Source organism: Oecophyllibacter saccharovorans (assembly GCF_006542375.1).
Lineage (GTDB): Bacteria > Pseudomonadota > Alphaproteobacteria > Acetobacterales > Acetobacteraceae > Oecophyllibacter > Oecophyllibacter saccharovorans.
Genome location: NZ_CP038143.1, coordinates 1,364,192 through 1,388,569 on the forward strand (window position 1 = coordinate 1,364,192; position 24,378 = coordinate 1,388,569).

The window sequence follows — 24,378 nt, forward strand, 5'->3', positions numbered from 1 at the left end:
GTGACAGATCATACTGACGGCGAGAAGCCGGCTTTTTCCAAGATCCTGATTGCCAATCGCGGGGAAATCGCCCTGCGCATCCTGCGGGCCTGCCGGGAGATGGGGATCAAGACCGTCGCCGTGCACTCCACTGCGGATGCCGACGCCATGCATGTCAGGCTGGCTGACGAAGCGGTCTGCATCGGTCCGCCGAGTGCGCGCGACTCCTATCTCAATGTGCCCGCCCTCATGTCGGCGGCCACCATGACAGGTGCCGAGGCCATTCACCCAGGCTATGGTTTCCTGTCGGAAAACGCTGATTTTGCCGAGACGGTCGAAGCGCACGGTATGACCTTCATCGGCCCGACGGCTGAGCATATCCGCACGATGGGCGACAAGATCAGCGCCAAGACCACGATGGAAGCCCTGGGGGTGCCCCTGGTGCCCGGCTCGGACGGGGCGCTCCCGGACCTGGACACGGCACGTGAAGTGGCTGAGCGCGTGGGTTATCCGGTGCTCATCAAGGCGGCAGCAGGCGGCGGCGGCCGGGGCATGAAGGTGGCCCGCACGGCTGATGAGCTGGAAGAAGCCTGGCAGGTGGCGCGGACAGAGGCGCGTGCGGCTTTCGGCAATGACGAGGTTTATCTCGAGAAATATCTCGACCGCCCCCGCCATATCGAGCTGCAGATCATGGGCGACAATTTCGGCAATGTGGTGCATTTCGGCGAGCGCGATTGCTCGCTTCAGCGCCGCCACCAGAAACTGCTGGAAGAGGCGGGCTCTCCGGTCATTACAGAGGCGCAGCGCAACGAGATCGGGGCGACCGTGACCAAGGCCCTGTCGCAGATGGGCTACCGCAATGCCGGCACGCTGGAGTTTCTCTACCAGGACGGGCAGTTCTGCTTCATCGAGATGAACACGCGCCTGCAGGTTGAGCATCCGGTGACGGAAATGGTCTGCGGGGTCGACCTGGTGCGCGAGCAGATCCTGGTGGCGGCGGGGCGCAGGCTTTCCCACCGTCAGGAGGACATCCGCATGACCGGCCATGCGATCGAGTGCCGCATCAATGCGGAAAACCCCCGCACCTTCATCCCCAATCCCGGCCAGGTGCGTGTCTATCACGCAGCGGGCGGTCCCGGCGTGCGGATGGACAGCGCGCTTTATGCGGGCTACCGGGTGCCTCCTTATTATGACAGTATGATCGCCAAGCTGATCGTTCATGCGCCGACGCGCGCCCAGGCGATTGCGCGCATGCAGCGGGCACTGGAGGAATGCGTGGTGGACGGCGTGGAAACCGTCATTCCCCTGCACCAGAAGATCCTGGCTGACCCGCAATTCCGCCAGGGCGATTACACCATTCACTGGCTGGAAGATTTCGTGGCCCGTGAAAACGCGGCTGATGCGCCGCCTGCCCCTGAACTGACGGCTTAAGAAGGGCTGGCTTAAGAGAGATTCTCTAAGAACCGGACGTTTTTCAGCGACAGGCTTCCCGCAGGCCGATCCCGGCCAGCAGGGGGCACAGCGGCAGGGCGGCGCAGAAGAAAGCGCCCAGGAATTCCAGCCCCGTCGTAGGGGAGAGACCCTGGAGCGGCGCGCTGCAGGCGATCGTTCCGAAAATCAGCAGTGGCGTGCACAGCGGCAGGACCAGCATCGGCAGGAGCACGCTGCTGAAACGCGCGCCCAGGGCGATGGCAGCGCCCATGCCGCCAAGCAGGGAAAACCCCATCGTTCCCAAGGCCAGGCTGCCCAGGAGCAGCGGCGCGCTTTTCAGCGGCAGGCCGAACATGAGCAGGAGCGGGAGGGCGGCTGCCAGCAGGGGCAGCGCGCTGCAGAGCCAGTGCGCGGTGATCTTGGCCAGAGCCAGGGCTGCAGGCGAAAGGCCGCTGAGCATCAGCTGGTCGAGCGCGCCGTCTTCCAGGTCAGGCTGAAAGATTTTCTCCAGAGAGAGCAGGGAAGCGAGCAGGGCGCAGACCCAGATCAGACCGGGCGCTGTCTTTGCCAGCAAAGCGGGTGAGGGGCCGAGGGCGAGCGGGAAGAGACTGGCGCAGAGCACGAAAAACAATACGCCAGCCAGCGTGTCGCCCCCGAAACGACGCGCCATGAGAAGATCGCGCCTCAGCACATGGCCGAAAAGCGCCAGTTCTCTGGGCTTGGACTGAGATCTGCCGGTCATGTGGGCGCATTCCATGCCGACCAGTCCGTGGCTTGTTTCAGTGTGCTTTCCCCTCTTGGGGCTTCGGGCCCCACAGGTTCTGTTGTAGCAGGCGCTGACAGTGTCAGCACCCTGCCCGGTGGCAGGGGAAGGGGGACGTGGCTGGTGGTCACAAGGGCGCCCCCTTGGGCCAGGTGAGCCTGCATCAATCTGCCCAGAAGGGCCACGCTCTGCGCATCCAGGCCGGTTGCGGGTTCGTCAAGCAGCCAGAGGGGCGCGCGCGTCAGCAGCAGCCCTGCCAGGGCTGCGCGCCGTTTCTGCCCTGCTGAAAGCAGGCGCACGGGCTGGCGCGCCATTCCCCCCAGCCCGACCTGCTGCAGGCTCTGCGCAATCGCGCTCAGTTCCTGGCCGCCAAGGGCGCAGGGAAAGCGGAGATTGTCCTCAACACTCAAAGCGGGCTTGAGGGCATTGGCATGGCCCAACCAGCCGACCTTCACCCGGCACCGGCGCAGGCCGCTATCGGGTGGGCACAGCCCGGCCACGCAACGCAGGAAGCTCGACTTGCCCACCCCGTTGGGTCCGAGAACGCGCAGAGAGTCACCGCCTGCCAGGGTGAGGGTGAGACCTGTAAGCAACCTGCGCCCGCCACGCCGGACTGAAACATCCTGCAGTTCCAGAAAGGGCTGGCCCTGTTCCGGTTGGGCGTGGTCCGACTGGTGAACTTCTGGCTGAAAAGCAGGCGGCAAAAAAACTCCGCCCCGGGAGGGCTGGAACGGTTTGCCTGACGTAAGGTTTTGGTTATGAGAAGTGTCTTGCATTTTCCGCCAGGATAGAGGTGTTCGAGGAAAATGTCGCCTCACCTGCAGCCAGCCCTCATTTTCTGCTTTCCGCTTGGGAAAGCAGCGCGCCGGAAGGAATGACCGAACTGTCTGATCTGGTTCTACAAGCAGAAAACATCCGCAAGAATCTGGGCGGCAATGAAATCCTGCATGGCCTCTCCCTCGACGTCGAGCGCGGCGAGCTGGTGTCCATCATCGGCCCGTCAGGCTGCGGCAAGTCGACTTTTCTGCGTTGCCTGAATTTTCTCGAACATCCCGATTCGGGCAAGGTGCGCGTCGAGGATGTCTCCCTTGAAGGAACGGTGCACTGGCATGCGCGCCAGGAAGCGCAGGCGCACAAGCTGCGCGCGCATGTGGGCATGGTGTTTCAGGACTTCAACCTGTTTCCCCACCGCACCGTGCTGGAGAACGTCATGATGGCGCCGATGCACGTCAAGAACATGCCGCGTGAACAGGCCCAGGAAATTGCGACGGAGTTCCTGAACAAGGTCGGGCTGGGTAAGGTGATGGACCGCCACCCCGATCGCCTGTCAGGCGGCCAGAAACAGCGTGCGGCCATTGCCCGCGCTCTGGCTATGAAACCTTCGGTCATGCTGTATGACGAGCCGACCTCAGCCCTTGATCCCGAGCTTTCCGAGGAGGTCCTGGAAGTCATGCGTGCTCTTGACCGGGAAGGCATGACCCAGATCGTCGTCACGCATGACATGCGTTTCGCGCGCGCCGCTTCAGACCGCGTCCTGTATCTTGAAGGCGGGGAAATTGTCGAAAGCGGATCGCCTGAAAAGATTTTCGCCTCTCCTGAAGACCCCCGTACCCGCCGTTTCCTCCGGACCTTGCTGGCATGACCGTAATGACCCCTGATGATAGCCTTCCCCGCCCCTGCCCGGGCGGGGAAGCTGGAAAGCTGCGCCGTTTTTCTGCCCCTCAGCGTCCTGCCTTCAGCCGCGCCCTGAAGGGCGTGCTGGCGCTGGTGTTTCTGGTCCTGCTGGTCCCGCGTGTGCAGGCCGAAGAAGTGGCCGGGCTGGTGGTGCCGCAGGCAGCCGTGACCGGCGCGCGCTCGGCTGATGACCTGCCCTGGGCTTCCGACGGGGAGGCGAATGTTCCCTATGTCTTTCATGACCCGGCGCATGAAGCGCGCGTGACCGGGTTTGAATATGACATCATGAACGCCATCGGCCCGCTGCTGCACCGCAAGGCGCGCTTCGTGCAGAACGGCTGGGACGGGCTGATCCCTGGCCTGTCACGCGGGCTTTACGCCATGGTCGTTGACGGGATCGAGATGACGCCCGAGCACAAGGCGGCGGTGCTGTTCACCCGTCCCTATTACGTGACCTCCGACCGGATCGTGGTACGCCGCAACGAGAAGGGTTTTGATACCCTGCAGTCGCTCAAGGGCCATACGGTCGGCACCATCAAAAGCACGGCGGCCGAACGCCTGCTGCTGGACCAGGACCCGGCCAGCCTGCGCGCCTATGAGGAAGAGACCGACATGTTCAGCGACCTGCAGAACGGTCGGCTGGACGCCATCCTGATCGATGAGCCCATCGCGCAGTATTACCTGACCTCCGACATGAAAATGACCGGTCCGCCGATCGGCACGGTGGCTTACGGTATCGCGTTCGCCAAGAACAACCCCCAGATCCGCGATGCCGTCAACGCGGCGCTGACCACCCTGATCGAAAACGGCACGCTTCACCGCATTCTGGCGCGCTGGGACCTCTGGACGCCGCGCATGGCGGAATACACGGGGGATTACTCCACTCCCCACATTGTGCCGGTGGAATGGGACCAGTACCGCCGCACCATGGCCACCCTCAACGATGGCGGGCTGATGGCGCGCTTTCACCGCTACGTGTCTTTCCTGCCCCTTATCGGCCAGGGTGCGTTGATGACCATTGCCGTTTCGGCCCTGGCGATGGTGCTGGCGGTGGGGCTTGGGCTGCTGCTGGCTTTGGGGCGCCATTACGGCCACCGGGCAGTGCGCTGGGCTTCAGGGGCTTATATCGAGGTCGTCCGCGGCACGCCGCTGCTGATCCAGATTCTCTTCATCTTCTACGGCTTGCCGTCTTTCGGGATCCAGCTGTCGCCTTTCCTGGCCGGCGTCGTGGCGCTGGGACTGAATTACGCCGCTTATGAGGCGGAGAATTACCGGGCCGGCCTCCTGTCAGTGCCGAGGGGGCAGATGGAAGGGGCGCTGGCGCTCAACATGACCCATCTCCAGGCACTGCGTCTGGTCGTGGTGCCGCAGGCCTTCCGCACGGTGGTGCCGGTCATGACCAATGACTTCATCTCGCTGCTCAAGGACAGCTCCCTTGTCTCTGTCATCACCCTGACCGAGCTCAGCCAGACCTATATCCGCCTGTCTTCCACCTATTATGACTATGTGGGTCCCGGCCTGATGGTCGGCGCGGCCTATATCCTCATCGGCCTGCCCTTTGTGCGCCTGGCCAGCATGGCTGAAAAACGGCTGGGCAAGGCCATCCGCCAGGGCCATCACTGAGCTGAACGGCCCCCTTCCGGTTCAGGGGCCGTGAAAGGCCGGGTCGCGCGGGGTGGGTGAGGGTTCCAGCGCCGGGATGTGAAAGCCCTGGTTGAGGCGCGCGACCCATTGCCCCGTCCAGTTTTTCTGCGCCGTGACGTAGCTGCGCGCTGCCGCGACATGACCGATCTCCTGCCGGTCCCAGCCCTGCAGGGGAGCCAGCAGGTGGGTGGTGCCGGGCTTTGTGGGCGCCAGCAGCAGGTCCACGGTCATCACCTGAGCCGGGGGCAGGGAAGCGCTGGAAGCCCCAGCGCCATCTTCAGCGGTCTGGGGGCGGAACAGGCGCCAGCCTGACATGATCATGAGGGGCGGCAGGGGCATGTCCAGGGCGTGGAGGCGGGCGATGGTTTCAGTGATGAGTGGATTGAAGCTGACCGTCTGCTGGCCCAGCAGGGTCGGGCTCAGAAAAGTGCACTGCGTTTCACGCGGAAGCTCCCTGAGCTGGGTCATGTAGTTCCGGTCATCATGGCAGGCTGCCATCATGGTATCGGCAATGGCAGGGGGAAGCGGCGTGGGACTCACCTGTACGACGAGCAGGCCGGTCACCTTTCCGCCTGTTCCGACCGGGCCGGTGAGGCGGACAAAGGCAAGATAGGAGAAGCTGGCTGGCGGCGGCGTCTGCGCGGCGAGCAGGGGGTGCCAGGTCCCTTCAGGCAGGGGAAGGACAAAAGCCCCCAGCGGGACGGAACCCTGAAGGCTCTCACGCAGGTCCGGATAGGTGAAGCGCGCCTGCGGGACGGCCGCAGCGGAATCTGCGGGGCCCGTCTTTTCAAGAGATTCGGCAGAGCCGGGCAGCCAGGGGCACTGGGCCTTGAGGAAAGGGGTGGGAAAGAACGCCGCCAACCCCAGCCCCGCAATCCCGACGAGCAGGGAGAGCCGCCAGAGAGGCGCCCGTTTCCAGAGCTGTCCGAAAGCGCTCATGCGCTCCTCCTTCATGTTCTTCCCCACATTTCTGCCAGTCTTGAAGCCGGGGGCGGTTATACCCCTTTTGTGACCAGGCGACGGGCCTGCAGGCTGCTCGGAACGACCTGCAGGCGGAATGAGCGGTCATCATCAGACGGGCTTTGGGGCGGGGCTGCAATGAGCTCCACCCAGTCATAGCCCTGCTGGCGTGCCAGGATCAGGTCGTCGCCGATCAGGCTGTCCAGGTTGTTCAGCACCGTCTTGCCATCGGTCATGGTCCCCAGCTGTTCCATAAGGCGGTATATCAGCGCCGGGTCGACGCCGCCTGGGGGGAGATGCAGCCCGTAGCTTTCCACCAGGGCTTCGGCCTCGCGGGCCAGGCGTTGCGCCAGGTCACGCCCCTGCAGGGGGTCAAAGAAATAAGCCCGATCGACAAGAGCCAGCAGCGCTGGGGCCAGCCCGCTCTTCTGCCAGACTTCTTCCTGCTGAAAAGCGGGCGTTCGGGAAGATCCAGCGGCTTCCGTTGCGTCCGGAGTGCCTGTTTCAGCTACCGGTTCAATTGTCGGCTGCCTGTCCACGATAGCGCTGAGGATGAAGATGGCCTCGCCTGCAGGCAGCTCTTCACCTGTGCGGGGATCGGTGATCTGTCCGGTTTCACAGGCGCGTTGCAGGAAATGAAGGGCCGGGTTGCGCAGCGGGTCGCTTCCGGTCGGGGTGAGCCCGTCCAGCAGAAGGACACTGGCAGGATTGCGCCGCAGAGCATCAGCGATCTGCTGAAGAAAGGGGGTTTCATCGCTGCTGTCAGCAGGGTCAGGCGTGGCAGGGGCCTGGCGCAGGTCGAGCGTCAGCAGCGGGCGGTGCAGCAGGGTGGCCAGCTGGCGGGCAAACCAGCCCTTGCCGGTATGGGCAGGGCCACTGAAGAGAAACACGGCGACCGGATGGATATGCGCGTTGCTTTCCGTAGCGCCGGCCATAACGCTTCCCCGGGAAACCTGGGACAACGGTGCCTGGCGTGCCAGGCGGTGGCGCAGAAAGCGGGCCACGTCTTCGCAGATTTCCCGGTGGCCGTCCACGCGGGCCTGCAGGGCGGCTGCCAGCTCGCCCGGTTGCAGGGTTTTCTCGTGCTGCCTGCGAAGCAGCTGCGCTTCGACATGGCGGCGACGGGTGAAACGCTCCAGAAGCCGGGTGAGAACAGTCCGCCTGCGCTGCAGGCCGCGCGCTGCCAGGCGGTCGCCCCGTTTTTCAAACACAAGCCCGGCCAGGGCCGCCCCCAGCCCGAGCAGCCCCAGCGGCAGATACCAGGGCCGTCCTTTGTCAATCAGGCCGAAAACCGCTTTTCTTCCTGAAGCCAGCAGCCCGCTTTTCCAGGAAGCGGGTGAAGAGACGGGATGGAGCCCATGAAGCAGAAGCGCTACCTGGACGGCCGAAAGAATCAGGAAGGCCAGCACCATGTAAGGCATCGCCCGGTAAAGCAGGGGGTGAGGCTGTTTCATGCAGGGCCCTTCAGTTGGACGAACTCAGTGGACACTGTCTGGTTTGCGCGCCAGCGGGGTTCTTCAGAGCTGTAACAGCTGGCGTGCGGGCTGAGAACCCGAACGCTTGCATTCCCCACCAGGAGCGCCTAGAGAAGACAGAGTTTCACTTTCATCTTCCATCAGTATTGGGGGGTGGCCCTGACGGGCCGCCTTTTTTGTTTTGGACCAGATTCCCACTGATACGCCTGCTGCCGGGGCTTCCCATGAAGTAGGACAGGCAGGTGCCGGCGCCTCAGAGCACGGTATCCTGCGGCTGACCGGGCTTGAATCCCGCATTGCCGACCGCATCGCTCCGACCCTGGCTGATATGGGGTTCGCGCTGGTGCGGCTGGCTGTTCTGGGGCGCGAGACGCCGACCGTGCAGATCATGGCCGACCGCAGCGATGGCGGGCAGATCTCCGTTGAGGATTGCGAGCAGATCAGCCACGCCGTCGGCGCCGTGCTGGACGTGGACGATCCCATCCCCGGCGCCTGGACCCTGGAAGTCTCTTCAGCAGGCATTGACCGCCCCATGACACGTGTGGGCGACTGGGAACGTTTTGCAGGTCACCTGGTGAAGGTGGAGATGGACGTGCCGATTGACGGCCGCAAGCGTTTTGCCGGCACCATCACAGGCCTGCGCGGAGACAAGGGCCATGAAGCGGCGGTGCTGCGCATGGAGGGCGATGAGGAGGTCACCCTGCCCCTGCGCGAGATGCGCAAGGCGCGCCTGGTTCTGACCGACGCGCTGATCGAGGCCAGTGCGGCCCCGGGAAGCGCGGACGGGCAAAACAACCCCCGCATCCCGAAACTGAACCCGCAGAAGCCGGGCAAGAGCAAGAAGAACTGAAGGCGCGCCCTGCGCGTCTCTGGCTGGAGGTCAGAACAGATGGATACATCGGTAATGCGTCCCGAACTGCTGCTGGTTGCAGATGCGGTATCGCGGGAAAAGAACATTGATCGCGACCAGGTCCTGGAGGCCATGGAACAGGCGATCCAGAAAGCCGGCCGGGCCAAGTACGGCCATGAGAAGGACATCCGCGCCTCCATTGACCGCAAAACCGGCGAAGTGCGGCTGAGCCGCTGGACGGAAGTGGTCGATGAGGTCGAAAACGAGGCCACCCAGATCGCCCTGAACATCGCCCGCAAGTTCCAACCTGAGATCACGGCGGGTGAATACCTGATCGACCCCCTGCCGCCGATCGATTTCGGTCGTATCGCCGCCCAGACCGCCAAGCAGGTGATCGTGCAGCGCGTGCGCGAGTTCGAGCGCAAGCGGCAGTATGACGAATTCAAGGATCGCGTCGGCGAGATCATCAACGGCACGGTCAAGCAGACTGAATACGGCAACCTCATGGTTGAGCTGGGAACGGCTGAGGGCCTGCTGCGGCGCGACGAGCTGATCCCGCGCGAGACCTTCCGCAATTCAGACCGGATTCGCGCCTATATCTACGATGTCCGTGACGAGCAGCGGGGCCCGCAGATCTTCCTGTCGCGCACGCATCCGGGCTTCCTGGCGAAGCTTTTCGCCCAGGAGGTGCCCGAGATCTATGACGGCATCATCGAGATCAAGGGCGTGGCCCGGGATCCGGGTTCGCGTGCCAAGATGGCTGTGGTCTCCAATGACCCTTCCATCGATCCTGTGGGCGCCTGCGTCGGCATGCGCGGCTCCCGCGTTCAGGCGGTCGTTGCCGAGCTGCAGGGCGAAAAGATCGATATCATTCCCTGGAGCCCCCATCCTGCCACCTTCGTGGTGAATGCGCTGGCGCCGGCTGAAGTGACCAAGGTGGTCATGGATGAGGAAGCAGGACGCGTCGAGGCGGTGGTGCCAGACGACCAGCTTTCGCTGGCCATCGGCCGCCGCGGCCAGAACGTGCGCCTGGCCAGCCAGCTGACGCATTGGGACATTGACATCCTGACTGAAGCCGAGGAATCGGAGCGTCGCCAGGAGGAATTCCGCAAACGCAGCCAGCTCCTGATCGACGCGCTGGATGTGGATGAGGTGATCGCGGGCCTGCTGGTGACGGAAGGCTATCATACCGTTGAGGACCTGGCTTATGCCGAGCCTGCGGACCTGCACGATATCGAAGGCTTTGACGAAGGTGTGGCCGAAGAACTGATGGCGCGCGCCAACGCCCATCTGCTCGAAATCGAACGCCAGCTTGACGAAAAGCGCAAGGCGCTTGGGGTGAGCGATGATCTGGTGGCACTGGAAGCCTTCACGCCGCGCATTCTGGTGGAGCTGGGCGAGAAGGGCATCAAGACCCTGGATGATCTGGCCGATCTCGCCGGTGCGGAGCTGGTCGAGATGCTGGGCGCGGAGCTGCTGACGGAAGAGGAAGCCAACGAGATCGTCATGGCTGCGCGCGCCCACTGGTTTGAAGATGAAGAGGGAGCGCCCTCCGGCACTGAAGCTTCTGCGGCTTCTGATGGGGTGGAAAAAGCCGATTCGGAACCGGAAGCCGAACCGGGAAAGGTCAAGGTCAAGGCTGAAGCGCCGGCTGAGAACAGCGAAGCAGGAGGGTCGACCAACGGCTGACGAGAGAAGGGCTGCCGGACTGCCAAATGCTGCTGCAGAAACCGAAGCGCCTGAAATTGATGAGGGCCCTGGAAAGCTGAGGAAAGGGTCGCAGCGGCGCTGCATCGTCACCCGCCAGCAGGAGGCGCCCGAGCGCATGCTGCGCCTGGTGATCGGGCCGGGCGGTGAAGCTGTGGTTGATCTGGCCGCGCGCCTGCCTGGCCGCGGGATGTGGCTGGCGGCCCGGCGGGATGTGGTGGAAGCGCCGAAACTGGCGCAGTCCATGGCACGCGCGATGCGAAGGGAGGTGAAACTTCCTGAAGATTTCGCTAAACTTGTCTGCGAAGGGCTGGCAAGGCGCGTTCAGGATGGTATCAGTCTTGCCCGTCGTGCAGGAGAGGCGGTCAGCGGGTTTCAGAAATGCCGCGACATGATCACAGGCGGCAGGGCGGGTCTGCTGCTCTGCGCTGAGGGGGCAAGCCAGGATGAGTTGGCCCGGCTGCTGTCAGGTCATCGGGATTTGCCGGTGATGCGGGTGCCGGAACGATTTTTGGCCGTCGCTTTCGGGCGGGGGCGGGCGGTTTACGCTGTCGTGGCGCCAGGGGCGCTGGCGCGGCGGCTGAAGACCGAATGTGAAAGATTTTGGGGAGTGGCCGAAGGCGCGCTCCCGGACCCGGCGGTCAGGCCGGCACGGGTCAGCTAAGGAACAGGCGAAACTATGAGCGACGGCAACGAGCGCAACGAAGACGGCAAACAGGAAGGCAAGCAGACGGCTGCCGGCACTGCGGAAGGCGCGGCAAAACCGGGTCAGGCGCGGTCCGGCCGCCTGTCGCTGCGCCCGGGCGGACGCGCGGAAGGCGGGCGCACCGTGGAGGCTGGTTCCGTGCGCCAGAGCTTCAGCCATGGGCGCTCCAAGGAAGTGCGGGTGGAAGTGCGCAAGCCCAAGCGCAGCAATCCCGGTGCCGGCGGTCGTGTCGGCCGCGGTCCTGTCGGTGCGCGTGGTCTCACGGCTTCCGAGCAGGAGAAGCGCCAGCGCGTCCTTATGGAGATGCAGCAGCGTCGCGCGGCTGAAGAGGCTGAGCAGAAAGAGGCCGAGCAGATCCGTATCCGTTCTGCAGCCGAGGAGGCAGCACGTCTCAAGGCAGAGGAAGCCGCTCGTCTTGAGGAAGCCCGCATCGCCAGGGAAAACGAAGCCCGTGAAAGCGCTGAACGGGCTCAGGAAGCGGCTGCGCAGCGCCCAGCTGCTGCAGCGGCGCCTGCCGAGCCGCCGCCGCTGAGCGGCGCTGAGCAGCTGGGCGGTGTTCAGCTGGCCGAGCCCGTCAAGCGCCTGCGCCCCTTGGCCGAACGCGCGATCATGCCCGAACGTCCGGTCAGCGCGCGTGCGGCAGGTGGCGGTGTTCCGGGTCGCAGCAGCGAGACCCTGCACCTCCGTGGGCGCAGTGCGCCAGCGGCTCCTGCAGGGCCCGGTGATGAGGAGCCGCGCCGTGGCGGCGGGGCTGCACGCCGCGGTGCTACGCCGCAGCGCCGTGCGGTTTCGCCGCGCAAGGGCGGGGGCAATGAGCGCCGCTCAGGCCGGATCGACGTGCGCGCGGCCATTGAGGGGGATGACGGCAAAACCCGCTCCCTGGCTTCGGTGCGCAGGCAGCGTGATCGCGAACGCCGCCAGGCCGAGCTGGAGCGCCTGCGTTCCGACCAGGTGCGCGTTGTCCGTGACGTGACGGTGCCGGAGACGATCACGGTCGGCGAGCTGGCCAACCGTATGGCGGCCCGTCAGGGCGAGGTTATCAAGGCCCTCATGAAGATGGGCGTCATGGCCACCGCAGCCCAGATCATTGATGCAGATACCGCTGAGCTGGTGGTCAATGAGTTCGGCCACCGCGTCAAGCGCGTTGCCGACAGCGATGTCGAGCTCGGTATTGAGGGCGTCGAGGATAGGCCTGAAGACCTGAAGGCGCGCCCGCCGGTCGTCACCGTGATGGGCCATGTCGATCATGGCAAGACCTCCCTGCTCGATGCCCTGCGCACGACAGATGTGACCAGCGGCGAGGCAGGCGGTATCACGCAGCATATCGGTGCCTATCAGGTCACCCTGCCCTCCAAGCAGAAGGTCACCTTCATCGACACGCCGGGCCATGAAGCCTTCACCTCCATGCGCGCCCGCGGTGCTTCAGTCACGGATGTGGTGGTGCTGGTGGTTGCCGCTGATGACGGCGTGATGCCGCAGACCATTGAGGCCATCAAGCACGCTCAGGCGGCTGAAGTGCCGATGATCGTCGCCATCAACAAGATGGACAAGCCCGGCGCCAATCCCGATCGCGTGCGCAGCGAACTGCTGACGCATGGCGTGGTGGTCGAGAGCATGGGTGGCGAGACCCAGGAAGTCGAGGTGTCTGCGCTCAAGAAGCAGGGGCTGGACAAGGTTCTTGAAGCCATTCTCCTGCAGGCGGAAATCCTTGACCTCAAGGCCAACCCGAATCGCCCGGCGGAAGGGGCGGTCATCGAGAGTCGCCTTGACCGCGGGCGTGGCGCTGTGGCGACGGTCCTGGACCAGAAAGGGACCCTGCGCCGTGGTGACATCGTCGTGGCCGGCACGGAATGGGGGCGGGTGCGCGCCCTGCTTGATGACCGCGGCAAGCAGATCAAGGAAGCTGCTCCTGCGACCCCGGTTGAAATCCTGGGCCTGACCGGCGTGCCTGAAGCCGGCGTGTCCTTCGTGGTCGTTGAGAACGATAACCGGGCGCGCGAGATCAGCGAGTTCCGCCAGCGCAAGCAGCGTGAGAAAGCCAATGCCCTGCAGGTGGCTGCACGCGGCACGCTGGACCAGATGCTGGCCCGCATCCAGGCCGGGGAGCAGAAGCAGGTTGCCCTTCTCATCAAGGCGGATGTGCAGGGTTCGGCCGAAGCCATTGCCGCGACCGTGGAGAAGCTGTCGCACGAAGAGGTGGCCGTGCGCGTTCTCAATGCCAGCGTGGGACAGATCACGGAAAGTGATGTTCAGCTGGCCAAGGCTTCGGATGCCCTCCTGATCGCGTTCAACGTGCGCGCCACCACCCAGGCCCGTCAGCTGGCGCAGCGTGAAGGGGTGGAGATCCGGTATTATTCCATCATCTACCAGGTGGCCGATGATGTGGAACAGCTGGTGCGCGGCAAGATCGCGCCCAAGCATCGCGAGAAGTTCCTGGGTTATGCCGAGATCCGCCAGGTCTTCAACATCACGCGCGTCGGCAAGGTTGCCGGCAGCTACGTGACCGAAGGGGTGGTGAAGCGCGGTTGCGGTGTGCGTCTGCTGCGTGAGGGCGTGGTCATCCACGAAGGTGAGCTCAGCCAGCTCAAGCGCTTCAAGGACGATGTGCGCGAAGTCGCCCGCGGTTATGAATGCGGCCTGTCCTTTGCAGGCTACAACGACCTGCGTGAGGGCGACGTGGTGGAATGCTATGAGATGGAAGAGGTGCCGGCGTGAGCAAGCCATCTGATTTTTCCTCTCACAGGGAAAGCGGGCCTACTGGCGCGCCCAGCACGCGCCAGCTGCGTATCGGCGAGGAGATCCGCCGTTCCCTGGCCGAGCTGTTCAGCCGGACGGAGTTCCGCGACCCGGAGCTGCATGATGTGCAGCTGACCGTGACGGAAGTGCGGGTTTCGCCCGATCTCAAGCACGCGACAGTGTTCGTGTCGCGCCTTGGTCTGGGCAGCAGCGACGTCACCCCGCTCCTGCCGGCTCTCAAGCGTGTCGCCCCCTGGCTGCGCACCCAGCTGGCCCACAAGCTGCGCCTGCGCAGCGTGCCTGATCTTCACTTTCAGTCTGATGAATCGCTTGACCACGCGATGGAGGTGGACACGCTGCTGCGCTCCCCGGAAGTCAGCAGGGATCTGGGCAGCGCCGATCCCCAGTCCTGAAAGCGGCTGGCCCTGAAAGCCGGCAGACCTGGCAGGGCTACCCTGTACGGGCAGCTGAGCACGCTCGGGCCAGTGCCGGACAGCAAGGAGTAACCGAGGATGGGCCGCAGGCGCGGACGTGATCTCGATGGCTGGCTGATACTCGATAAGCCTCTGGGCCCGACTTCGACAGACATGGTCAACCGCTTCCGCTGGGCGCTTGATGCGCGTAAGGCGGGGCACGGCGGCACACTCGACCCGCTGGCCTCAGGCGTGCTGCCCATCGCCTTTGGCAAGGCCACTGCGACCATTCCCTATATCATGGACGCCACCAAGCGTTACCGCTTCACCCTGCGCTTTGGTGAAAGCCGGACGACCGATGACCTTGAAGGGGAAATTCTTGCCCGCTCGGAACATCGGCCGTCCGATGAGGCCATTCAGGCCGTGCTGCCGCGCTTGAGCGGGGAGGTGATGCAGGTACCCCCAGTCTACTCGGCCCTGCGCGTGGGCGGGCAGCGGGCCTATGACCTGGCGCGGGCTGGCCGTCCTCCTGACCTGCCCACGCGCCCCGCACGCATCGATTCGATCACTCTGGTGAGCCGGCCCGACCGCGATACGGCAGTGTTCGAGGTGCAGTCAGGCAAGGGGGTCTACATGCGCGCCCTGGCCCGCGATATCGCGCTGGCCTGCGGCACGGTCGGTCACGTCAGTGTGCTGCGGCGCCTGAAATGTGGGCCTTTTGAGATCTCACAGGCTTATGTTCCTGCCCTTGACGCTGAAGGTCAGTTAAAGCTGGACAAAATGGCTGAAAGTGGAGACAAGGCAGGGGTCCTTCCGGTTCCCCTCTGGCCGGTGGCGACCGCGCTGGACGACATCCCGGCGCTGGCCGTGACACGCGAGGAGGGGAAGCGCCTGGTCTGCGGCAAGCGGCTTGAAACCCTGTCGCTGCTGGACCGGCCTGTCGAAACGCTGAACGATCAGCCTTTGTGGCGGGTGTGCCTGGAGGGGCACGTGCTGGGCCTTTGCCGTGTCGATCACGGTCAGGTGAAGGCGGTGCGTATGCTTGAAAACCATTTGTTTTTTGGAGATTGACGATGTCGATTACCCCCGAACGCCGCGCTGAGCTGATTTCGCAGTATCAGCAGACCCCTGGCGATACCGGTTCGCCGGAAGTGCAGGTGGCCCTGCTGACTGAACGGATCAACAACCTGACCGAACACATGAAGACGCATGCGAAGGATTTCCATTCCCGCCGCGGCCTGCTGATCTTGGTCGGTCGCCGCCGCAGCCTGCTGGATTACCTGAAGGGCAAGAGCCAGACCCGCTATCAGGATCTGATCACCCGTCTCGGCCTGCGTCGCTGAGAAGGCCCGGACACTCCAGCCCTGTTGGCGGAGTGTCCCGTTCGCTTTTCGGCCTTTGCGCTGAAAGCAGGGGCAGGAAAGCCGGATCGGGAGTTGCCCTTTCCGGCCTGCATCCCCAGATTGTGGAGCAGGGACCCAGCGGCGTTTCAGGCCACATGGTGTCGTGTCTGGCAATGCTGACTTCGAGCGCTTGATCTGCGGCACTGATGTTCATGCCTGTTGGCTCATCATTACGCGGCGCCCGAGCCAGATGACAGCCATTTACCACCGCCATGCCGTCCGAAACGCTGACCTGTCTCCAGCCGCCCTGACCGGCATCCATATGAGAAGAGAAGACCTGACATTCCATGACGAAACAAGCACCCGTTCCTGCCGCTTCTGAAAACGGCAAAAACAAGATGTTCAATTACTATCGCAAGGAGATCGAGTGGGCCGGGCGTCCGCTGATCCTCGAGACCGGCAAGGTCGCCCGCCAGGCGGATGGCGCTGTTCTGGTGACCTATGGCGGCACCAGCGTGCTGTGCACCGCCGTCGGCGCCAAGAGCGTCAAGCCCGGCCAGGATTTCTTCCCCCTGACGGTCAATTACCAGGAAAAGGCCTATTCCGCCGGCAAGATCCCCGGTGGGTTCTTCAAGCGCGAAGGTCGTCCTTCTGAGAACGAGGTCCTGACCTCCCGGCTCATCGACCGACCCATCCGGCCGCTTTTTCCCGACAATTTCCGCAATGAAGTCCAGGTGACCGCCACTGTCGTCAGCCACGACATGGAGAACGATCCCGACATCGTGGCGCTGATCGGCTGCTCTGCTGCCCTGACCCTTTCGGGTATCCCCTTCTTCGGCCCGGTGGCTGCGGCGCGCGTAGGCAAGATTGACGGCCAGTTCGTCATCAACCCGACGCTGAGCCAGCTGCCGCAGAGCAAGCTTGACCTCGTGGTGGCCGGTACTTCCGAAGGCGTGCTGATGGTTGAATCCGAGGCGCAGGAACTGCCTGAAGACCAGATGCTGGAAGCGGTGATGATCGGCCATGCCGCCTATCAGCCGGTTATTGACGCGATCATCGCCCTGGCGGAAGTGGCTGCGCGCGAGCCGTGGGAGCTGCCTGAGATCTCCAAGGACGAAGTCGCGATGCGCAAGCGCGTCGACAAGATCGGCGCCAAGCCGATGGCTGAAGCCTACAAGGAGCAGAAGAAGCAGCTGCGCCATGACAAGGTGGACGCAGTGCGCAACCAGATCGTCGAGACGCTGACCGAGGAAGGGTTCGACCCCGAAAAGGCCAAGCCGATGATCAAGGATCTTGAAGCGCAGGTGGTGCGTGGCGCCATCCTCAAGACCGGCACCCGGATCGACGGCCGTGACCTGACGACCGTGCGCCCGATCACCGCTGAAGTCGGCACCCTGCCGCGCACGCACGGCTCCTCGCTGTTTACGCGTGGCGAAACCCAGGCTCTGGTTGTCGCCACTCTGGGGACCGGGCAGGACGAGCAGATCGTTGACGCGCTTGAGGGTGAATACCGCTCCCGTTTCATGCTGCACTACAACTTCCCGCCCTATTCCGTGGGCGAAGTCGGGCGCATGGGCTCGCCGGGCCGCCGCGAGATCGGTCACGGCAAGCTGGCCTGGCGCGCGCTCAATCCGCTCCTGCCGGCCAAGGAGAGCTTCCCCTACACCATGCGCGTGGTGTCTGAGATCACCGAGAGCAACGGCTCTTCCTCCATGGCGACGGTGTGCGGCACCTCGCTTGCGCTGATGGATGCCGGTGTGCCGCTGCCGCGCCCGGTTGCGGGCATTGCCATGGGGCTGATCAAGGAAGACCGCGGTCACGCCATCCTGACCGACATCCTGGGTGATGAGGATCACCTGGGCGACATGGACTTCAAGGTGGCCGGCACCTCTGAAGGCGTGACTGCCCTGCAGATGGATATCAAGATCACCTCCATCACGCCTGAAATCATGAAAGAGGCGCTGGAGCAGGCGCGTGACGGGCGCCTGCATATCCTGGGCGAGATGTCCAAGGCGCTGGCGCAGGGGCGTGAAGGCGTTTCCGGCAATGCGCCGAAGATCACGACCATGGCCGTGCCCAAGGAGAAGATCCGTGACATCATCGGCCAGGGCGGCAAGACGATCCGCGAGATCGTCGAGTATTCCGGCGCCAAGGTGGATATCGGCGAAGACGGCACCGTGACGATCGCCGCCACGAATGACGACCAGGCGCAGAAGGCCATCAACCGCATCCAGGGCCTGGTGGCTGAGCCGGAAGTGGGCAAGATCTATGACGGCAAGGTCGTCAAGACGGCTGACTTCGGCGCCTTCGTGAATTTCCTCGGTCCCAAGGACGGGCTGGTGCACATTTCCGAGCTTGCGCCGGGCCGCGTCGGCCGCACCACGGACGTGGTGAAGGAAGGCGATCAGGTGAAGGTGAAGGTGCTGGGCTTCGATGACCGTGGCAAGGTCAAGCTGTCCATGCGCGTGGTCGACCAGGAAACGGGCGACGACATCACGGACAGCGTCGGCGAAAAGACGCCGCGTGCGCCTCGCTGACCTGGTGCCTGCCCCGTTGCGGGCAGGCGCCGTTTTCCATCCCGACGTTTCCCGCTCCGGGGAGGCGTTTGGGGAGGAGCTGAAACGTGTCTCGTCACCAACCGCTGGTTAGACTGGTAAGAAACGGGGATTTGCTGCCTCTATGAAGCCGATCAAAGCCATCCGCATGTCCGGTCGGGACGTGCTGCCCCTGGTTGAAGGGGGCAAGGGTGTCTCCATTTCTACAGGTGTGTCAGCCGGTCACTGGGCGGCTGCAGGTGGAATTGGAACGGTCTCGCTCGTCAATGCCGACAGTTACGATGCGGACGGCAACATCATTCCGCAGATCTACCACGGCCGCACGCGGCGCGAGCGCCAGCAGGAGCTGGTGCGCTACGCGATCGAGGGCGGCATCGCCCAGGCCAGGATCGCCCATGACATCGCCGGAGGCCGTGGGCGTATCCATGCCAATTTCCTGTGGGAAATGGGGGCTGCCGAGGAAGTCGTCACGGGCATTCTGGCCGGCGCGCCCGGGCTGATTCACGGGCTGACCTGCGGGGCAGGGATGCCCTACCGTCTTTCAGACATCGCAGCGCGTTTCGGCGTGCATTATTATCCGATCGTCTCCTCGGGCCGTGCCTTCAATGCGCTCTGGCGGCGTTCCTACAGCCGCACGGCCGATCTTCTGGGCGGCGTGGTCTATGAGGATCCCTGGCGCGCCGGCGGCCATAATGGTTTGTCCAACACGGAAAATCCTCTGGCGCCCGAGGCCCCTTACGCCCGCGTGCGCGAGCTGCGGAACGTCATGCGGAAATATGGTCTCGATGAGACGCCCATCATCATGGCGGGCGGCGTGTGGTGGCTGGAGGAATGGGAAGACTGGATCGACAATCCGGAGCTGGGGCCCATCGCCTTCCAGTTCGGCACGCGCCCGTTGCTGACCCGCGAAAGCCCCATTCCCGAGGCCTGGAAGCAGCGCCTGCTCCATCTCCAGAAAGGCGATGTCTATCTGAACCGCTTTTCGCCTACAGGCTTTTACTCCTCTGCGGTCAACAACACTTTCCTGCAGCGTCTGCGCCAGCGCTCAGACCGGCAGGTGGCGTATCGCAGCGCGCCTGAAGAGGGCCTGACGGCTCCGGTTGCGGTCGGCGCCCGGGGGCGCGAGGTTTTTGTGGCGCCTGATGACCTCGGCAAGATTGGGAACTGGCAGGCGGAAGGCTTTACGGAAGTTCTGCGGACCCCGGATCAGACACTGGTTTTTGTCACCCCTGAAGAAGGGCGGGAAGTGGTGCGCGACCAGGCGGCCTGCATGGGCTGTCTCTCCCAGTGCAACTTCTCCAACTGGTCGCAGAAAGGCCCGGCCTTCTCAACAGGCCAGCGGGCGGACCCGCGCTCCTTCTGCATCCAGAAGACCTTGCAGGCCGTCTCCCATATTCCGCCTGAGGCCACGCCGGCTGAGGCGGACCGGGTCATGGATCACAACCTGATGTTCGGCGGGACGAATGCCTGGCGTTTCGGGACAGATCCTTTTTATGCCAACGGCCATGTTCCCACCGTCAAGGAACTCATCACGCGCATTCTTTCAGGCCGCTGACAGGCCGCTGAAGTTTTTTCCTGCGGGCCTTCTCAGAGAATGCCGAGCTCGGCCAGGCGGCGCTGCAGGTCAGGCGGCAGGCTGGCTGCTGCCTGTGCGTCTCCGGGTTGCAGGTCAGGCGGGGCGTCTTCAGGGCGCAGGTAGCGCCAACCCTGAAAGGCCTTGCGGGGCGTGGGCTGCACGGCGATGACCTCGCCTGTGACCAGAATCCGCGTTCCCTTCCGCCCGTCAGGACGCGTTACGGTCTCAAACCCGGTAATGGGCTGCCTGCCCAGGATAAGACCGTTGATGACCCTGTAGACCGAGCCGCCGAGCAGGTCTTCAGTGCGTTTGGGCATCAGCCAGGTCGGCACGTAGTTCAGCCCTTCAGCACGCTTCTGCTGGGCCAGCCACTGGCGCAGGTCCTGCAGACCCGTGCAGGTCACGGCGAGTTTGATCATGTGCAGCATTGAAGCCTCGGTCCTCGGGTGAGCGGTCCTGCCTGCCGCGGGTGCGGCTTCAGAGCACGAGCCGGCTCAGAAGCGCTTCTAGGCGCAACCGGCCTTCCGCCGTTGCCTTGAGCACGCTCGGGGTTCTCTGCAGATAGTTCTCTGCCAGGCAGGCTTCAAGAATGGTGTGGTCCACGCTTTCGTCAAGGGTCTGGCCTGTGCGCTGGCGGAAATGGGCGAGATCAAGGCCCGCTTTCAGGCGTAGTCCCATCAGGAGGGCTTCACGGGCGCGCTCCTGGGTGGAGAGGGGCATTTCCTGCCTCAGTCCTGTCCCGTCGCGTTCCACCAGGTCGGCCCAGGCTTCAGGGGCGCGGTGGCGGCGGCTGGCCAGCAGGGTATTGTTGAGGGTCAGGCGCCCATGGGCGCCGGGGCCGATGCCGAGATAGTCATCATAGCGCCAGTAGGCGAGGTTGTGGCGGCTCTCGCTGCCGGGAAGGGCGTAGTTGGAGACCTCATAGGCCTCCAGCCCATGGCGCGCGGCTTCCTGGGCTGTCAGCGTATACATCTCGGCAGCCTGCTCATCGGGGGGCAGGACCAGCTGTCCCTGCCGGTAACGGCTTTCAAAAGCGGTTCCGGGCTCGATGGTCAGCTGATAGAGCGAGAGATGGTCAGCTGCCAGCCCCAGCGCCTGGCGGAGTTCCTGCTGCCAGTCTGCTACTGTCTGGCCAGGGCGGGCATAGATGAGATCAAAGGAAATGCGGGGGAACAGTTTGCGCGCCAGCTCGAGCGCGCTTATCGCCTGCCTGGCCGTGTGCTGGCGCCCCAGCGCCCTGAGCGCTTCATCACGCAGGCTCTGGATGCCAAGCGAGACCCGGTTGATGCCTGCCTGGCGGAAGGCCTGGAACCTGCCTGCCTCCACGCTGGTCGGATTGGCCTCAAGCGTGATTTCCAGGTTTTCAGTCGGGGTGAAAAGCCGGCACGCCTCCTCGATCAGGGCTGCAACCGCTTCCGGCGCCATGAGGGAAGGCGTGCCCCCGCCGAAAAAAATGGAGGTGAGCCGCCTGGCCCTGAGCCCGGTCCGGGGATCGGTCTGCGCATTGAGGCGCTGCGCTTCGGTGGCAAGCTCGCGCCGCAGGGCGTGGGCGAAACGCATTTGGGGCAAGGGCGTGCGGACATGCGAGTTGAAATCGCAATACGGGCATTTGGCCAGGCAGAAGGGCCAGTGAATGTAGAGAGCCAGGGGCGCGCCGCTCACGGGGAGGGTGTCTCCCTGCGTGAGCGGCGTGGCCGGCGCGCCGTCAGATCGCAATTCTTACGCTGAATTCAACCACGCGCTCGGGCGGAATGCGGAAGAACTCCGTGATGGGCGTGGCGTTGTGGAGCAGGTAGAGGAAGATCCACATCCGCCACAGTGACATTTTCGGCACTTTCGAGCGGAAGACCAGGTCATGCGAGACGAAATAGGAGGCCTGGATGGGATCGAAGCAGACGCCAAGCCGGCTCAGCTGCGTGAGGGCGACAGGCAGGTTGGGCATTTCCATGAAGCCGTAGCGCAGGATGACCCTGTGCATGTGCGGCCCGAGCTCCTGAACGGTGAGACGCTGATCGGCGCTGACTTCCGGCTGCGGCAGGGTCTGGACCGTCACGAACAGGGTGTGGTCGTGCAGAACGCGGTTGTGGCGCAGGTTGTAGAGCAGGGCGTTGGGCACGTAATCGGGGTCTGCTGCCAGAAAGACAGCGATGCCCGGCACATGGGTGGTCTGCGACTGCGTCAGGCGCGCCAGGAAGGAGGCCATCGGCACCGCATCGGCGCGCTCACGCTGCTTCACCAGCAGGCGTCCCCGCTGCCAGGTGGTCATGATGACGGTGGCGACCAGCGCGATGCACAGCGGCACCCAGCCCCCTTCGGGGATCTTCATGACATTGGCTGAGAAGAACGTCCCGTCCAGCAGGAAGTAGAAGCCCCATACCAGTGCCACCAGCCACGGCGCCCAGTGGAAGATGCGCCTGAACACCACCATTGACAGCAGCGTGGTGCACAGGAAAGTGCCGGTGACCGCAATGCCGTAGGCGGCTGCCAGGGCGCCCGAGGAGCGGAAGGCCAGCACCAGGATCAGCGCGCCGACAGCCAGCATCCAGTTCAGCGAAGGCAGGTAGATCTGCGCCTCTTCATGGGGGTTGGTATGCACGATCCGCGTGCGCGGCAGGTAGCCCAGCTGGATGAGCTGCCGGCAGAGCGAGAAACTGCCTGAGATGCCGGCCTGGCTGGCGATCACGGTTGCCATGGTGGCGAGCAGGAGCAGGGGGATCTGCATCCAGTGGGGGGCGAGCAGGTAGAAGGGGTTGGTCAGGGTGCGCGGATCGACGATCATCAGCGCGGCCTGGCCGAAATAGTTGAGCGTGAGGGCCGGCAGCACGAAAACGAGCCAGACGATCCGGATGGGCGTGCGCCCGAAATGGCCCATATCGGCATAGAGGGCTTCCGCCCCGGTCACCGACAGCACGACGCAGCCCAGGGCCATGAAGGACAGGGCGCCGTGGGCTGCGATGAACTTGATGGCCATCCAGGGGGTGAGGGCCAGCAGGATCTTGGGATAGAGGCAGATGCCGTGAATGCCTAAAATGGCCAGGACCAGGAACCACACCAGCATGATGGGACCGAAGGCGCGCCCGATTCGTCCTGTGCCGAGCGCCTGGGCCGAAAACAGCCCGATCAGCACGATGATGGCCAGCGGGATGACGAAATGGCTGGCCTGGGGAAGCGAGACCTCGATGCCCTCAACAGCCGAGAGCACGGAGATGGCCGGGGTGATCACGCTGTCGCCGAAGAAGAGGCAGGTGCCCGCAATGCCGATCATGGCGATCAGCCACTTGAAACGCGGATTGGAAACGACGCGCTGCGCCAGCGACATGAGGGCGATGATACCGCCCTCGCCATTGTGGTCGGCGCGCATGACCAGCATGACGTATTTGATCGTTACCACCAGCATCAGCGCCCAGAATGTCAGGCTGGTCAGGCCCATGACCTCCCAGGGGGCGGCAGGATGGCTGACGGAGCCGACCGTGTGGACGGAAGCCTGCAGCGCGTAGAGCGGGCTGGTGCCGATATCGCCGTAGACAACGCCCAGCACCGCCAGGAACGCCCCCCATCCCCGCGGTTTGTCAGCCGGGTTCTCCGTTGTCGGATGAACGGTCGGCTTGCCGAGCGAATTGGGGTAACTGGCGTCGGGTGAAGTGTCCGGTAAGGACATGCCATCCTGTTCAGACATGGGGGCTTCCTGTGTGAATGGCAGCCTGGAAGGCTGGGGGTACGTTCAGGGGCGGCGTTTCCACCAGTATAGGGTCATGGCAGAAATTGGGCGCAGGATGCAAGCCGCACGCCAATTCAGTCACGGTTCAGGCCCGGCAGTGCGCGCCTGGTTTCAGGAAGTGGGTGGCGGTCGCGCGCCGAAGATCGCACTGCCGACCCGCACCAGTGTCGCCCCTGCTGCAATGGCGGCAGGGTAGTCAGCCGACATGCCCATGGAGAGCGTGTCCAGCCCGTGCCGGCGCCCCAGTTCAGCCAGGCAGGTGAAATGCGGTGCCGGATCCTCATGAGCGGGCGGAATGGCCATGAGGCCCCGCAATCTGTCGCCGAAGCGCTGCTGGCACATATCGATGAAAGCATCCGCCTCTGAAAGGAGGACACCTGATTTCTGCGGCTCACTGCCGGTATTGATCTGCACCAGAAGGTCAGGTAGGCGGCCTGTCTTCTGGGCGGCTTTCTCAAGCGCATCGGCAAGAGCAGGGCGGTCCAGGCTTTCGATCATGTCGGCGATCCTGCAGGCTTCCACGGCCTTATTGGTCTGCAGGCTGCCGATCAGGTGAAGCTGCAGATCGGGCCAGGCCTGGCGGAGGGCCGGGAATTTCGCTGCGGCTTCCTGCACCCGGTTCTCGCCGAAAAGGCGCTGGCCTGCCTGCAGCGCAGCCTCGACGGATGTTGCAGGCTGAAACTTGCTGACAGCCACCAGCTCAACGCTTCCCGCCTTCCGGCCGGCATTCCGTACAGCGTCCCTGATCGTGTGGCGCACTGCCTGCAGGTTGGCGGCAATGTCGGGACTGGCTGGCTGAGGGCTGGAAGAAGTCGGTGTCATCATGGGGGAGAGCATGAAACCATTGC

The 24,378-nt window shown here is 64.0% G+C and carries 19 protein-coding genes and 1 pseudogene; 12 read left to right on the forward strand and 8 right to left on the reverse strand.

Translation table 11 applies throughout. The features are described from left to right. Complete coding sequence (gene accC, locus E3E11_RS05875; protein WP_141451578.1) at positions 1–1,410, forward strand: acetyl-CoA carboxylase biotin carboxylase subunit; 1,410 nt, start codon at positions 1–3, stop codon at positions 1,408–1,410. A 43-nt stretch (positions 1,411–1,453) separates the two neighbouring features. Here the strand turns inward: accC and ccmB are convergent, their stop codons facing one another. Both ccmB and ccmA read right to left on the reverse strand, forming a co-directional pair. Next, positions 1,454–2,152 carry a heme exporter protein CcmB gene (gene ccmB / locus E3E11_RS05880; RefSeq protein ID WP_141451579.1) on the reverse strand — a complete coding sequence of 233 codons (699 nt, stop codon included), beginning with the start codon at positions 2,150–2,152 and terminating at the stop codon, positions 1,454–1,456. Then, the gene (gene ccmA, locus E3E11_RS05885; protein WP_196778303.1) at positions 2,149–2,877 is read right to left on the reverse strand and encodes a heme ABC exporter ATP-binding protein CcmA; all 729 of its coding nucleotides are present in this window, start codon (positions 2,875–2,877) and stop codon (positions 2,149–2,151) included. The genes ccmB and ccmA overlap by 4 nt, the downstream gene beginning before the upstream one ends. Before the next feature lie 170 nt (positions 2,878–3,047). Between ccmA and E3E11_RS05890 the strand changes: the two genes are divergently transcribed. Both E3E11_RS05890 and E3E11_RS05895 read left to right on the forward strand, forming a co-directional pair. Then, on the forward strand, positions 3,048–3,815 hold the full coding sequence (locus E3E11_RS05890) for an amino acid ABC transporter ATP-binding protein (protein WP_141451581.1): 768 nt from the start codon (positions 3,048–3,050) through the stop codon (positions 3,813–3,815). A gap of 5 nt (positions 3,816–3,820) precedes the next feature. Continuing rightward, positions 3,821–5,470, forward strand: coding sequence for an ABC transporter substrate-binding protein/permease (locus tag E3E11_RS05895; protein ID WP_141452177.1), 1,650 nt, complete (start codon positions 3,821–3,823; stop codon positions 5,468–5,470). Between the two features lie 21 nt (positions 5,471–5,491). Here the strand turns inward: E3E11_RS05895 and E3E11_RS05900 are convergent, their stop codons facing one another. Together E3E11_RS05900 and E3E11_RS05905 are read right to left on the reverse strand one after the other, a co-directional pair. Continuing rightward, the gene (locus tag E3E11_RS05900; RefSeq protein WP_141451582.1) at positions 5,492–6,430 is read right to left on the reverse strand and encodes a hypothetical protein; all 939 of its coding nucleotides are present in this window, start codon (positions 6,428–6,430) and stop codon (positions 5,492–5,494) included. Between the two features lie 56 nt (positions 6,431–6,486). Continuing rightward, a complete protein-coding gene (locus tag E3E11_RS05905; protein WP_141451583.1) occupies positions 6,487–7,905 on the reverse strand; it encodes a P-loop NTPase family protein in 1,419 nt (472 codons plus the stop codon). A 286-nt stretch (positions 7,906–8,191) separates the two neighbouring features. Between E3E11_RS05905 and rimP the strand changes: the two genes are divergently transcribed. The 9 genes and pseudogenes from rimP to E3E11_RS05950 all read left to right on the forward strand — a co-directional run bounded on the left by rimP (position 8,192) and on the right by E3E11_RS05950 (position 19,791). Next, positions 8,192–8,776, forward strand: a complete 585-nt coding sequence (gene rimP, locus E3E11_RS05910) for a ribosome maturation factor RimP (RefSeq protein WP_141452178.1) — start codon at positions 8,192–8,194, stop codon at positions 8,774–8,776. A 39-nt stretch (positions 8,777–8,815) separates the two neighbouring features. Beyond that, positions 8,816–10,354: pseudogene (nusA, locus tag E3E11_RS05915) on the forward strand (transcription termination factor NusA); the annotation flags it as partial. 214 nt (positions 10,355–10,568) lie between these two features. Then, positions 10,569–11,147, forward strand: a complete 579-nt coding sequence (locus E3E11_RS05920; RefSeq protein WP_407938693.1) for a DUF448 domain-containing protein — start codon at positions 10,569–10,571, stop codon at positions 11,145–11,147. A gap of 15 nt (positions 11,148–11,162) precedes the next feature. Then, on the forward strand, positions 11,163–13,904 hold the full coding sequence (infB, locus tag E3E11_RS05925) for a translation initiation factor IF-2 (protein WP_141451585.1): 2,742 nt from the start codon (positions 11,163–11,165) through the stop codon (positions 13,902–13,904). After that, entirely contained in the window at positions 13,901–14,338 is a 438-nt protein-coding gene (gene rbfA / locus E3E11_RS05930; protein WP_141451586.1) for a 30S ribosome-binding factor RbfA, read from the forward strand. Before infB ends, rbfA begins: the two co-directional genes overlap by 4 nt. Positions 14,339–14,437: 99 nt before the next feature. Then, a complete protein-coding gene (gene truB, locus E3E11_RS05935; protein ID WP_141451587.1) occupies positions 14,438–15,409 on the forward strand; it encodes a tRNA pseudouridine(55) synthase TruB in 972 nt (323 codons plus the stop codon). 2 nt (positions 15,410–15,411) lie between these two features. Beyond that, positions 15,412–15,681: a 30S ribosomal protein S15 gene (gene rpsO / locus E3E11_RS05940; RefSeq protein ID WP_141451588.1), complete on the forward strand. Its 270-nt coding sequence runs from the start codon at positions 15,412–15,414 to the stop codon at positions 15,679–15,681. A 398-nt stretch (positions 15,682–16,079) separates the two neighbouring features. After that, the gene (gene pnp / locus E3E11_RS05945) at positions 16,080–18,218 is read left to right on the forward strand and encodes a polyribonucleotide nucleotidyltransferase (protein WP_141452179.1); all 2,139 of its coding nucleotides are present in this window, start codon (positions 16,080–16,082) and stop codon (positions 18,216–18,218) included. 142 nt (positions 18,219–18,360) lie between these two features. Further along, the gene (locus tag E3E11_RS05950) at positions 18,361–19,791 is read left to right on the forward strand and encodes an NAD(P)H-dependent flavin oxidoreductase (protein ID WP_141451589.1); all 1,431 of its coding nucleotides are present in this window, start codon (positions 18,361–18,363) and stop codon (positions 19,789–19,791) included. A 32-nt stretch (positions 19,792–19,823) separates the two neighbouring features. Here the strand turns inward: E3E11_RS05950 and E3E11_RS05955 are convergent, their stop codons facing one another. The 4 genes from E3E11_RS05955 to E3E11_RS05970 all read right to left on the reverse strand — a co-directional run bounded on the left by E3E11_RS05955 (position 19,824) and on the right by E3E11_RS05970 (position 24,367). Beyond that, on the reverse strand, positions 19,824–20,231 hold the full coding sequence (locus tag E3E11_RS05955) for a DUF1489 family protein (RefSeq protein WP_331250964.1): 408 nt from the start codon (positions 20,229–20,231) through the stop codon (positions 19,824–19,826). Between the two features lie 58 nt (positions 20,232–20,289). Further along, entirely contained in the window at positions 20,290–21,474 is a 1,185-nt protein-coding gene (gene hemW / locus E3E11_RS05960) for a radical SAM family heme chaperone HemW (protein WP_141451591.1), read from the reverse strand. 43 nt (positions 21,475–21,517) lie between these two features. Then, positions 21,518–23,488 carry a potassium transporter Kup gene (locus tag E3E11_RS05965; RefSeq protein WP_231118860.1) on the reverse strand — a complete coding sequence of 657 codons (1,971 nt, stop codon included), beginning with the start codon at positions 23,486–23,488 and terminating at the stop codon, positions 21,518–21,520. A 153-nt stretch (positions 23,489–23,641) separates the two neighbouring features. Next, the gene (locus E3E11_RS05970; RefSeq protein WP_407938671.1) at positions 23,642–24,367 is read right to left on the reverse strand and encodes a YggS family pyridoxal phosphate-dependent enzyme; all 726 of its coding nucleotides are present in this window, start codon (positions 24,365–24,367) and stop codon (positions 23,642–23,644) included. Between the last annotated feature and the right edge of the window lie 11 nt (positions 24,368–24,378).

Coding starts and splice junctions, on each gene's coding strand:
- E3E11_RS05900 (WP_141451582.1), bottom strand. CDS start 6,430: ATGAGCGCTTTCGGACAGCTCTGGAAACGGGCGCCTCTCTGGCGGCTC.
- E3E11_RS05895 (WP_141452177.1), top strand. CDS start 3,821: ATGACCCCTGATGATAGCCTTCCCCGCCCCTGCCCGGGCGGGGAAGCT.
- E3E11_RS05890 (WP_141451581.1), top strand. CDS start 3,048: ATGACCGAACTGTCTGATCTGGTTCTACAAGCAGAAAACATCCGCAAG.
- rpsO (WP_141451588.1), top strand. CDS start 15,412: ATGTCGATTACCCCCGAACGCCGCGCTGAGCTGATTTCGCAGTATCAG.
- ccmB (WP_141451579.1), bottom strand. CDS start 2,152: ATGACCGGCAGATCTCAGTCCAAGCCCAGAGAACTGGCGCTTTTCGGC.
- E3E11_RS05905 (WP_141451583.1), bottom strand. CDS start 7,905: ATGAAACAGCCTCACCCCCTGCTTTACCGGGCGATGCCTTACATGGTG.
- E3E11_RS05955 (WP_331250964.1), bottom strand. CDS start 20,231: ATGATCAAACTCGCCGTGACCTGCACGGGTCTGCAGGACCTGCGCCAG.
- infB (WP_141451585.1), top strand. CDS start 11,163: ATGAGCGACGGCAACGAGCGCAACGAAGACGGCAAACAGGAAGGCAAG.
- E3E11_RS05950 (WP_141451589.1), top strand. CDS start 18,361: ATGAAGCCGATCAAAGCCATCCGCATGTCCGGTCGGGACGTGCTGCCC.
- E3E11_RS05970 (WP_407938671.1), bottom strand. CDS start 24,367: ATGCTCTCCCCCATGATGACACCGACTTCTTCCAGCCCTCAGCCAGCC.
- E3E11_RS05965 (WP_231118860.1), bottom strand. CDS start 23,488: ATGTCTGAACAGGATGGCATGTCCTTACCGGACACTTCACCCGACGCC.
- truB (WP_141451587.1), top strand. CDS start 14,438: ATGGGCCGCAGGCGCGGACGTGATCTCGATGGCTGGCTGATACTCGAT.
- pnp (WP_141452179.1), top strand. CDS start 16,080: ATGTTCAATTACTATCGCAAGGAGATCGAGTGGGCCGGGCGTCCGCTG.